This is a genomic window from Bacteroidota bacterium, assembly GCA_018816945.1.
Lineage (GTDB): Bacteria > Bacteroidota > Bacteroidia > Bacteroidales.
The window spans coordinates 88,018-99,618 of the sequence record JAHIVC010000097.1; the positions used below are offsets into that span (position 1 = coordinate 88,018).

An 11,601-nucleotide genomic window follows, 5' to 3' on the forward strand; every position below is an offset into this window, starting at 1 on the left:
AAACCAAATCAAAGGAAAACAGCTCCAGGCTGTTTTCCTTTAGAAACCTAATCAACTTAACTTTAACTATTTATTTTGCTTAATTGCGGCCTGGGCAGCAGCTAAGCGTGCAATCGGAACCCTATAAGGGGAACAGCTTACATAATTGAATCCAAGTGAGTTGCAGAATTCAACAGAAGAAGGTTCTCCGCCGTGCTCTCCGCAAATTCCAATTTTAATGTTCGGTCGGGTTTTTCTTCCTTTTTCAACTGCAATTTTCATGAGTTGGCCAACACCTTCCTGATCTAATACCTCAAATGGATCATGCTTTAGGATGCCTTTATTGATATATATTGGTAAAAATGAACCTGCATCATCTCTAGAGTAACCGAAAGTCATTTGTGTGAGATCGTTCGTTCCAAATGAGAAAAATTCAGCAGATTCTGCGATTTTATCTGCAGTTAGGGCAGCACGAGGAATTTCAATCATCGTTCCCAGTAAGTAATCAATTTTTTCGCCTCTTTCTGCAAAAACTTTTTCAATTGTTGATCGAACAATACTTTCTTGCATATCCAATTCCTTTTTAGTACCGATTAAAGGAACCATGATTTCCGGTATGGCAACAATACCCTTTGCTTTAAGGTTTAGCGCAGCTTCGATAATTGCTCTTGCCTGCATTTCCGTAATTTCAGGGTAAGTATTTCCAAGTCGGCAACCACGATGACCTAACATCGGATTAAATTCAGCAAGTTCTTCAACTTTTCGTTTAACTTCTTCAACTGAAATGCCCATTTGGTCGGCCATTTCTTTCTGATTTGCAGCTTCATGTGGGACAAACTCATGCAAAGGTGGATCGAGTAACCTGACAGTCACCGGAAGATCATGCATGGCAGCAAATATACCTTCAAAATCTTCTCTTTGTATAGGCAATAATTTCTCTAATGCAATTCTTCGGCCTGCTTCATCATTTGCTAAAATCATTTCTCTCATCGGACGGATACGATCACCCTCAAAGAACATATGTTCAGTTCTGCATAGACCGATACCCTGAGCACCAAATTTACGCGCTACTTCTGAGTCACGAGGAGTATCTGCATTAGTTCTCACTAACATCGTGGAATATTTGTTTGTGATTTCCATGATTATTCCAAAGTCACCACTAAGTTCAGCTGCAATGGTACTGATTTTACCTTCATAAACTTCACCTGTTGATCCGTTTAATGAAATCCAATCACCCTCTTTCAGGTTTTTACCATCAACGACAAGTGATCGGCTCTTGTAATTTATGTTCAATTTACCGGCACCTGAAACGCAGCATTTCCCCATTCCTCTAGCAACTACTGCAGCGTGTGAGGTCATTCCACCGCGGGCGGTAAGAATCCCTTTGGCAACATTCATTCCCTTTAAATCTTCAGGAGATGTTTCAATACGAACAAGTATAACATCTTTTCCTTGAGCAACCCATTCTTCAGCTTCGTCAGCGTGGAATACAATTTGTCCGGTTGCAGCACCGGGAGAAGCCGGAAGTCCTTTGGCCAGTACTACTGCAGATTTAATAGCATCGGCATCAAAAACCGGGTGTAACAACTCATCCAATTTGTTGGCATCAAATCTTAACAGTGCTTCTTTCTCAGTAATTTTCCCTTCTTTTAACAAATCAATGGCAATTTTCAACATTGCTGCACCAGTACGTTTTCCGTTTCTGGTTTGTAGCATCCACAATTTACCATCCTGAATAGTAAATTCCAGATCCTGCATATCTGAATAGTGATCTTCAAGTTTTTGCTGGGTTACCATCAGTTCTTTATAAATTGCCGGCATCGCTTCTTCCAAAGAAGGGAATTTAGCTTTACGTTCTTCCTCAGAAACCCCTGCCAGTATGGCCCATCTTTTTGAACCTTCGAGTGTAATTTGTTGAGGAGTTCTAATACCTGCAACAACATCTTCACCTTGCGCATCAATCAGGTACTCGCCATTGAAAATATCTTCTCCGGTTCCGGCATCACGTGTAAAGGCAACACCTGTCCCTGAATTACTTCCCATGTTTCCAAATACCATGGCTTGCACGTTTACAGCAGTTCCCCATTCAGCAGGAATATTATTTAATTGACGATAGTAAATAGCGCGATCGTTCATCCAGCTATTAAAAACGGCCATCACGGCACCCCAGAGTTGTTCCCAAGGGTCGTCGGGAAACTGTTTGCCAGTTTTTTCGGTAACTGCTTTCTTAAACTTAGCAACCATTTCTTTTAAGTCATCAGTTGTAAGCTCGGTGTCATCTTCAATGCCTTTTGCTTCTTTCATTTCATCAATGATTTCTTCAAAAGGATCAATATCTTCTTTCGATTCCGGCTTCATTCCCATAACGACGTCACCATACATTTGAACAAATCGTCGATAAGAATCCCATGCGAATCTGTCGTTTCCGGTTCGTTTTGCAATACCTTCAACAGCCGTATCATTCAACCCAAGGTTAAGAACGGTATCCATCATGCCTGGCATAGAAGCTCTTGCACCAGATCTGACAGATAATAAACATGGATTTTCTTTGTCGCCAAATTTAGTTCCTGTGATTCGTTCAACGAACTTTACTCCATCTTCAACTTCCTTTTTAATTAGTTCTACAGTTTTGTTTTGACCTATATTATAATATTCATTACAAACTTCGGTAGTAATTGTAAACCCGGGAGGGACCGGCACTCCAATCAAATTCATCTCAGCAAGGTTTGCTCCTTTTCCTCCAAGTAAATTTTTCATGTCCGCTTTTCCATCAGCAGTTTTGTCGCCAAACAGATAAACATGTTTTTGATTTGTCATCATTAATTTCTTTTTTACGTTTAAATAAATTTTAACTCAAATATTCTTTCTTTTTTTAATCTTTTAAAAGGACAGCAAAATTACAAAAAAACCCACTCATAACCAGCAAAATGTTAATAAATCAAAAGTGTAATATTCTTTAAACTACGACTTAATATTTGATTATAAAATCAATTGAAAAGCAATATTTTAAAAGAAAAATCAAGGTTTTACTAAAAGCAGGTTTTATTTTTCATTTAGCTTTTAAATTCATGAACAATTAAGAGCCACCAACCTTTATCCTTTAAAGTTTTTCTCTGGTGTACAATCGGAAATCTAAAGCTTCGGGTATTTTTCATGGTTTATTTATAAATATTAGAAACGGTTAGCAAATTGAAGTTTGACAGGAAAATATGGCTTATATTTTGTAAGTTTGTTCTGAAAAAAGATAATTTGTACAGCTAAAAAATTTGAGAGATGAACAGAAAAATTGGAATCAGGATAGAAGATAAATATGTAATGGAAAGGAGGGTTGCAATTACTCCTGAGCACGTTAGAAAACTGATCCAAAATGAAGAACTTGAAGTTTATGTTGAACCTTCGGCAAAGAGGATTTTCTCGGATGATGAGTTCAAAAATGCTGGTGCAGTTTTAACTTCTGATTTAAGTGCGGCACCGGTAATTTTTGGTGTCAAAGAAATGCCGAATTCTTTTTTTGAGTACAAAAAAACCTATGTGTTCTTTTCTCATGTAATAAAAGGCCAGCCCTATAATATGCCCATGTTAAAGGCGATGATGGAGAAAAAGTGTAACCTGATTGAATATGAAAAAATTACTGATGATGCAGGCAAACGTTTAATCTTCTTTGGTCGATTTGCGGGATTGGCCGGAATGATAAATTCCCTATGGTCCTTGGGTCAAAGATTGAAAGTTCAGGGTATTGATAATCCATTTTCAGTTTTAAAGCAGTCACGTTTTTATCATTCACTCGAAGAGGCAAAATCTGCTGTTTCAAGTGTTGGTGAAATAATTAAAAAAAATGGATTGCCAAAGGAACTATGCCCGCTTACCATCGGATTTACAGGTTATGGGAATGTTTCAAAGGGGGCACAGGAAATAATTGACTTATTGCCCATAGCCGAAATCAGGCCCAAAGAACTTCTGAGCATAACAAACCAGGGTGACTCAAATAACAAAGTTATCTACAAAATTGTATTCAAAGAGTCAGATATTTCTGAACCCAAGGATGAAAATACTGCATTTGAGCTGCAACATTATTATAACCATCCCGAAGCGTATAAAAATGCTTTTGAAAAATTCCTTCCTCATTTAAGCATTTTAATGAATTGTATGTATTGGGATATTAAATATCCCAGAATTGTAACAAAAGATTATCTGGCTGAATTGTGTGCCAAGGGCGAGAAGAAATTAAAGGTAATTGGGGATATTACTTGTGATCCAGATGGATCGGTTGAATGTACCCATATCGGAACGGCAATTGAGGACCCTGTTTTTGTATATGACCCTCAAACCAGAAAACCAAAAATGGGATTTGAAGGAGAGGGTATACTAGTAATGTCCGTTGATATCTTACCCAGTGAATTGCCTCGTGACTCATCGATTGCTTTTGGGGATGCGCTAGTTAAATTTATAAAACCAATCGCTAAGGCTAATTATCAACAGCCATTCGAACTTTTGGATTTACCCGGCCCGATTAAAAGAGCGCTTATTCTTCATAACGGAGAATTGACCCCTGATTATCAATACGTAAAAAAGTTTTTGTAAGCAAAGCTATTTAGAGTATTTCCATATTATATTTTGTAAAAAAAAAAGCAACCCTACAATGCATTTTAGACTATATATTCATCTATTTTTGCACCCTTATTTAATAGTGTTAATTAATTAACAAAGATGAAAAGGATATTGATTTTAGGTGCCGGTTTAAGTTCTTCAAGTTTAATAAAATATTTACTTGATCATGCCGAACAATATGATTGGAAGGTAGTAATTTGTGATTATTCGCTTGAGTTAGCTCAGCGAAAAGCAGCAAATCATCCTCGTAGCGAGGTATATTATTTTGATGTTTACAATGATACGCAGCGGATGCAGGAAATTTCAGAATCAGATATTGTTATTTCTATGCTTCCGGCCAGAATGCACCATCTGGTGGCGGTCGATTGTGTTAAAAAAGGTGTAAATATGGTTACAGCCTCCTACGTTTCAAATGAAATAAGGGCCTTGGATAAAGAAGCTAAAGAAAAAGGGGTTCTTTTACTGAATGAAATAGGAGTAGATCCGGGCATCGATCATATGTCGGCCATGCAGATCATAGATGACATCAGGGATAAGGGGGGTAAAATAATTAATTTTGAATCATCAACAGGCGGTTTAGTCGCACCAGAGTCTGACAATAATCCCTGGAATTACAAATTTACCTGGAATCCTCGAAATGTGATTCTCGCAGGACAAGGAGTTTCACAGTTTTTGCATAACGGAAAATACAAATACATCCCGTATAGTAAACTATTTTCTAGAACCGAGGATGTTGAAATTCTTGATCTTGGACACTTTGAAATTTACCCTAACAGAGATTCACTAAAGTATCGTGAAATATACGGACTGGAAGACATTCAGACCATGTTCCGTGGAACCATCAGGCGCAAAGGCTATTCCGAGGCATGGAACGTTTTTGTGCAATTGGGGTTAACCGATGATACTTTTATCATCGAAGATTCTGCTTCAATTACTTACCGTGAGTTTATAGATCGCTTTCTTCCGAATAATAGCAGATTAAGCACCGAATCAATATTAGCAAAGGTTTTTAAAATAGATGTAGAATCAGAAATAATGGAAAAAATAATTTGGACCGGTATTTTTGATGATCGGGTGATTGGGTTAGAGAAAACTACTCCGGCACAGGTTTTACAGCACCTGTTAGAAGAAAAGTGGATACTTGATCCGGAAGATAAGGATATGATTGTGATGCATCATCTGTTTGATTATGAGATGGATGGTAAGAAGAGGAGCCTAACTTCAACAATGGTTGTTAAGGGAAACGATCAGGTGCATACTGCCATGTCAATTACCGTTGGTATTCCGGTTGCTATCGCAACCAAATTGATTTTAACAAATAAAATTCAGCTTAAAGGAGTGCAAATACCTATCGTGAAAGAAGTGTATGAACCCATCCTTAAAGAATTGAATACTTACGGAATAAAATTTATTGAAAAAGAGGTAAAAAAATAGGTATTAAAATGATATTAGAAAAGCTCTCTCAGAACAAGTATCCTGTGGAGAGCTTTTTTTTGATAATTTACAGACAGATATTTAGATATTAAAATAAACATCCATAAATTTACAACTACGATTATCCATCGACCTAACTTAAATTTAAATAGATGAAAAAAGTTCTAATCCTTGGTGCCGGAATGGTTGTAAAACCTATCGTTACCTACCTTTTGAATAAAAACTATTTTGTGAGTGTTGCAAGCCGAACCAAATCAAAAGCGGATAAAATGATTAACGGACATTCGAATGGAAATTCTATTGCATGGACCGTTGATCAGGAAACTCTTTTAGATGAAATGATTGCAGAACATGACTTAACCGTGAGCCTGTTACCTTATGCCCACCATGTGATGGTGGCCAAATTATGTATCAAACATGGAAAAAACATGGTTACAACTTCTTATGTTCAACCGGCTATGAAAGAACTAGATGGGGTAGCTCGGGATGCGGGAATTCTTATACTGAATGAAATAGGCCTGGATCCTGGAATCGATCATATGTCGGCTATGCGAATTATTGACAATATTCATAAAAAAGGAGGTGCAGTTGAAGAATTTTATTCCTTTTGTGGAGCATTGGTAGCTCCCGAGGTTGAAAAGAATCCTTTTTGTTATAAATTCTCCTGGGCTCCGAAAGGCGTAGTAATGGCAGGTAATAATGAAGGAAAATATCTTAGAAAAGGCGAAATAAAATATATCCCAACCGAAGATTTGTTTAAGAATCCAATTCGTTTGGATTTTCCGGAAGTTGGTGAATTGGAAGTTTATCCGAACAGAGACTCTTTACCTTATCTTAATCTGTACGGAATACCCGAAGCTAAAACGATGTTTAGAGGTACATTTCGTTATAAAAAATGGTGTGAAGTATTGGATGCCATTAAATCACTCAAGCTTATCGCTTATGATAAATTGAATCTTGAAGGCTTTTCGTATGCTGAATTTATGAGTAAAATGATTAATGAAAATAATTCAGAAAACATAAAAGATAAAGTTGCTGCCAGGCTAGATGTATCCATAGATTCAAATCCAATTGCAGCCATGGAATGGCTTGGTTTATTTTCGGACGAAAAGATGAATAGGTTAGAAGACTCTCCATTCGAAGTTATATCTGATTTAATGATCGAAAAAATGATGATTCAAGAGGATGAACGCGATATGGTGGTGATGCAGCATACATTTGTTGCTAAATATGCTGATGGGAAGAGAGAAGTAATTAAATCCCGTATGCTTGATTTTGGAACTCTAAAAACAGATACATCCATTGCCAGAACTGTTGCACTTCCGGCTGCATGTGGTGTTGAGATGATTTTGGAAGGCAAAATTAATGCACGAGGTGTTCATATTCCGGTAATCCCTGAAATATACAATCCCATCCTTGACCAGCTTGAAACTATGGATATAGAGATGGTTGAAGAATATGGGTTGCCAATGAGCGAAAATATTAAATAAAATTTTAAGTTAGATTAACATATGAACCGGAGTAAAAAACCAAAACATTTTTACTTTTGTAGCTTCATTCAATAATTATAAAATGAGTAAAAAATCATACGGTAAATGGATAGGAGGGGGGCTTGGTTGGGCTTTCGGAGGTCCAATTGGAGGTATATTAGGCTTTGTTTTTGGATCCATGTTTGATGGGCTCCAAAAAGGTGAATACGCGCACGATCCATCTGGTGGAACCGCATCATACCAAACTCAGGAAGGTGACTTTAGCGTGAGTTTGCTGATTTTATCTGCATCAGTCATGAAAGCAGATGGCAAAGTTTTAAAATCAGAATTGGATTACGTGAAGAGGTTCTTTGTTCAACAATTTGGGGTTGATAATGCGAATAGAAATATTTTTTTACTTAAAGAAGTTTTAAAACAAGATGTTAATTTAATTGAGGTTTGTCGTCAAATTAAGCGATATATGGACTATGCGGCAAAACTGCAACTTATGCATTTTTTATTTGGTATATCGAAAGCTGATGGACAAATACATGCACGTGAGATTGAAATTATTGAGCAAATTGCCAGGTTTTTGGAGATTGACAGAGAAGACTATATTTCTATCAAAGCCATGTCGGTTAAAGAGGTGGATAGTGCTTATAAAATTTTAGAAGTGAAACCGGATGCGAGCGACGATGAAGTAAAGAAAGCCTACTACAAGATGGCAACAAAGTTCCATCCTGATAAAGTTACTCATTTAGGCGATGAAATAAAAAAATCTGCCGAATCGAAGATTAAGGAACTAAATGTTGCTTACGAAGAAATTAAAAAGCAAAGGGGTATAAAATAATTTTTATCTTTTGAGATAAAAAAAGATAAGAATTCAGTAACAAAATTGGAGAAATGCCGGAGTGGTCGAACGGGACTGACTCGAAATCAGTTGTACGCATTAGTGTACCGGGGGTTCGAATCCCTCTTTCTCCGCCATAAAAAATCCTAATAATCTATACAATAGAGAGTTAAGATTTTTTTATTTTCGATATTAGCCCACGCTAGGAGTGATATGCGATTGATCTAAGCGGCATTGCAACTTGCCTGACCTGCCAGCCGGCAGGCTGGCGGCAGTCAGGAATGCCGCTTAGCAGGGCAATGCCAATTTTAAGTAATCCTGTTCGTGTATCCTGCTCAGCTGTTTCTTTAACAAATGGAACGTGTTCTACAACGGTGAGGGTGTGCACTTATTTGCCTGTTTCTTTTAAAGGAAGGATATCAAGAGTAAGCTGTTTTTTGCCTTCAAAATCTGATTTTTTAAGATTTTTAAGATCTTCCCGGGCGAAACTGTTTCTCTGCAAAATTACAATACCTTTTTTCTAATCAATAAATTTCCAAATCACCCCAAACTTGATTGCATAATCGGGCATGGGATAATGTGGTACCAGAAAATAATTATACCCTGTGACTGCAGCGTTGAAATGTTGGTATTTAAAGAAAAGCAGCGTGTTTTTAATGGTGAAATTTAAATACAAATCAGCATAAAACGCATTCCCTATCCTGTTCATGTTCTGAAGATGGAAACTTCTAGTCGCGGGCATATAAGCATCGGCAAAATAAGCCGTGTTATAGAAGATTTCAATTCCGGGTTGAACGGTAGTGGCATTTTGAAATAAGGACCTTGTATAATAAAAAGAAATACTTCCATGGAATTCAGGTACACGAAGTAAACTATCACTCTTGGGCTTTTGATAAATCAAATGTGCATCCATACTAAAGTCACCCAATCTCTTCTTTACATCAAGAGTTGCAGTGAATATGGATTGGGTGATTTCTGTTTGTTTTGGATGTGCCGTTTTATCCATAAAAATGTAATTATCAATCTTTTGATAGTTGATGCCGGCTGTGATCCCTTTATAAGAATAATCGGCCTGTAATATCAGGTACTTTTCTGCAGAAAAATCTGTTTCCCAACGTAAATAATTTCCATGATAAAGATTGTAAAACCATGAAGGGCTTTGTTTTGCTATTTCTGCACGTAGGTTTAATAATCCATAATTTCTATCTTTATTCCCAATAAATTGTCGAATATTGGCTTGCAGAGAATAGTTGCCATCGTTGTGATCTCCCAATACATAAAACCCATCCACATTTAACCTGAAACTTTTAAATAAAAAGGTTGAAATTCCGGCTTTAGGTATCATATTATTAAATGATTGCCTGGCAATTGTATCATACACTTCTGTGTGAAGCTGTTTAATACCAAAATACACATATATTGGTTTGTCTTCGGGTTGAATTTCATATCCCAGATTCGACCATTTTACTTGATTCTCAATCCTAAGTATTCGCGTTGAGTCGAATGCATTTGTAGGATTCAGGATCTCATCGAATTTATTATAATATGCACTTTGATCCTTCGTGTCTTCAAAAATAAATGACTTTCGCTCGATAGATAAGGTATGACTAAGTTGCCCGAGTGGTAATCCTTGGTGTCTGGATTTCTGCCCAAGAGTATCAGTTGTAATATAAGGTGCCCTGCCTATATTGAAATACTGATTTAAGTAAATACTACCTTTTTTAAGCGTATTTTTTGCTTGTTGAAGATTTACAGCAATTAGTTTACGGTTGACTTCAAGACTAAATGTAAAAGCACTATCATTTACAAGGCCACCGTTCTCTTCAATTATTAATTTATCGTGAATATAGTTGGCTATAAACCCATAACGCCCATTTCGGGTAGAATATCTTGCAGTAACGTACAGATTTTTATTATCAGACCGCTGGTGCTCATATAAGCCGGGCGCATTAATGAATTTAAAATTAATACCCACATTTAAACCACGACTAATATTTTGAGAATGTATTACCCTTAAATTGTTTTCTTTTTTAGGTCCGGACACATAATAGAGTTCAGTAAAAGGTCTGAAAAGTCGATAATATTTCACATTTTCGTTGGTATATGTATGGATATCCAATGGGCTGTATCTGTAATTAAAACCTTCACTTATCTGTGGTTTAAATCGTAGATTTTTAGCAGGGAGACCAACATTCCCAAGATTTGCATAATAACTCCCCGCCTGGTATGTCGGATCGTAATTTTGAATTCCAGATAGGCTTGTGTCGAGGCGGTGAATTTTACCAAGTGCAAAACTATCAATTCGGGCGGTAAAGTATTCTACCAAAAAGGAATCACGGATTATTGGGATACTATCCTGGGTTTTTAATTTGTTTGGATTAAGCGTATCGAGTGGAGCTGCAACTAACGAATCCTTAATTGTTCCTATTAAATTTATGCTATCCTGAATTGCGGAAATAGATTGGATGGTATCTTCTTTTATTTTCCAAGGCTTAATTGTATCTTTTTTTATAGATTTCTGTGGAATTGTATCCTGTGTGATAAATAACGGTTTTTTATTTTCATCTGTAAAATGTGAGGCATAGAGTGATGAAAATAGGGTAGAGGATATTATGAATAAAAAAGTGATATATTTATTTCCGGATAACATAAAGCAAAACTAATCAGTTTTTTAATTGAGATAAAAAAGTGTACCAAAAGTACGGATAAAAGCAGTGTTGAGCTACACTTGGATAAAAAAAAAAGCCCCCAATTTATTGGGGGCTTTTATGGTAGTTGGCAACGACCTACTTTCCCACATTAACTGCAGTATCATCGGCGCTGGTGGGCTTAACTTCTCTGTTCGGAATGGGAAGAGGTGAACACCACCGCAATAGTCACCAAAAATTCTTAACTCAAGGGTACCTTAAGGTAACCAATGAAGAATTTTTTTAAAAAAATCGACATATATTAGAAAGAAAATACAAAAGTTCATGATATATAAAAACATCAGAGTAGAAAGCTTACGGGTAATTAGTACTGCTCGACTATGTCATTACTGACTTTACATCTGCAGCCTATCAACGTCCTAGTCTTGAACGACCCTTAAAGGAAATCTCATCTTGGGCTGAGTTTCGTGCTTAGATGCTTTCAGCACTTATCTCGTCCGAACATAGCTACCCTGCGATGCCACTGGCGTGACAACAGGTACACTAGAGGTTCGTCCAACTCGGTCCTCTCGTACTAGAGTCAGGTGCCCTCAAATTTCCAACGCCCACAACA

General features: G+C 36.9%; 6 protein-coding genes, 1 tRNA gene and 2 rRNA genes. 5 read left to right on the forward strand and 4 right to left on the reverse strand.

The genetic code is table 11. The features are described 5' to 3' along the window. Nucleotides 1-66 precede the first annotated feature (66 nt). Nucleotides 67-2,796: a pyruvate, phosphate dikinase gene (gene ppdK, locus KKG99_14310; protein ID MBU1014170.1), complete on the reverse strand. Its 2,730-nt coding sequence runs from the start codon at nucleotides 2,794-2,796 to the stop codon at nucleotides 67-69. Between the two features lie 456 nt (nucleotides 2,797-3,252). On the opposite strand from ppdK, the gene KKG99_14315 reads away from it, so the two are divergent. The 5 genes from KKG99_14315 to KKG99_14335 all read left to right on the forward strand — a co-directional run bounded on the left by KKG99_14315 (nucleotide 3,253) and on the right by KKG99_14335 (nucleotide 8,477). Continuing rightward, nucleotides 3,253-4,560 carry a hypothetical protein gene (locus tag KKG99_14315; protein MBU1014171.1) on the forward strand — a complete coding sequence of 436 codons (1,308 nt, stop codon included), beginning with the start codon at nucleotides 3,253-3,255 and terminating at the stop codon, nucleotides 4,558-4,560. A gap of 126 nt (nucleotides 4,561-4,686) precedes the next feature. Beyond that, complete coding sequence (locus KKG99_14320) at nucleotides 4,687-6,021, forward strand: saccharopine dehydrogenase NADP-binding domain-containing protein (protein ID MBU1014172.1); 1,335 nt, start codon at nucleotides 4,687-4,689, stop codon at nucleotides 6,019-6,021. Nucleotides 6,022-6,173: 152 nt separating this feature from the next. Beyond that, on the forward strand, nucleotides 6,174-7,511 hold the full coding sequence (locus KKG99_14325) for a saccharopine dehydrogenase NADP-binding domain-containing protein (GenBank protein ID MBU1014173.1): 1,338 nt from the start codon (nucleotides 6,174-6,176) through the stop codon (nucleotides 7,509-7,511). Nucleotides 7,512-7,593: 82 nt separating this feature from the next. Next, nucleotides 7,594-8,340, forward strand: coding sequence for a TerB family tellurite resistance protein (locus tag KKG99_14330; GenBank protein MBU1014174.1), 747 nt, complete (start codon nucleotides 7,594-7,596; stop codon nucleotides 8,338-8,340). Between the two features lie 47 nt (nucleotides 8,341-8,387). After that, a tRNA-Ser gene (locus tag KKG99_14335) sits at nucleotides 8,388-8,477 on the forward strand. Between the two features lie 383 nt (nucleotides 8,478-8,860). Here KKG99_14335 and KKG99_14340 read toward each other — a convergent pair. The 3 genes from KKG99_14340 to KKG99_14350 form a co-directional block, all read right to left on the reverse strand. Further along, entirely contained in the window at nucleotides 8,861-10,990 is a 2,130-nt protein-coding gene (locus KKG99_14340; protein MBU1014175.1) for a putative porin, read from the reverse strand. A gap of 123 nt (nucleotides 10,991-11,113) precedes the next feature. Then, nucleotides 11,114-11,224 (reverse strand): 5S ribosomal RNA (gene rrf / locus KKG99_14345). A 107-nt stretch (nucleotides 11,225-11,331) separates the two neighbouring features. After that, nucleotides 11,332-11,601: ribosomal RNA gene (locus KKG99_14350) — 23S ribosomal RNA — on the reverse strand; the annotation flags it as partial.

What these genes read in the sequence shown, in the direction of transcription:
- ppdK (MBU1014170.1), bottom strand. Translation starts at nt 2,796, where the DNA reads ATGACAAATCAAAAACATGTTTATCTGTTTGGCGACAAAACTGCTGAT.
- KKG99_14315 (MBU1014171.1), top strand. Translation starts at nt 3,253, where the DNA reads ATGAACAGAAAAATTGGAATCAGGATAGAAGATAAATATGTAATGGAA.
- KKG99_14320 (MBU1014172.1), top strand. Translation starts at nt 4,687, where the DNA reads ATGAAAAGGATATTGATTTTAGGTGCCGGTTTAAGTTCTTCAAGTTTA.
- KKG99_14325 (MBU1014173.1), top strand. Translation starts at nt 6,174, where the DNA reads ATGAAAAAAGTTCTAATCCTTGGTGCCGGAATGGTTGTAAAACCTATC.
- KKG99_14330 (MBU1014174.1), top strand. Translation starts at nt 7,594, where the DNA reads ATGAGTAAAAAATCATACGGTAAATGGATAGGAGGGGGGCTTGGTTGG.
- KKG99_14340 (MBU1014175.1), bottom strand. Translation starts at nt 10,990, where the DNA reads ATGTTATCCGGAAATAAATATATCACTTTTTTATTCATAATATCCTCT.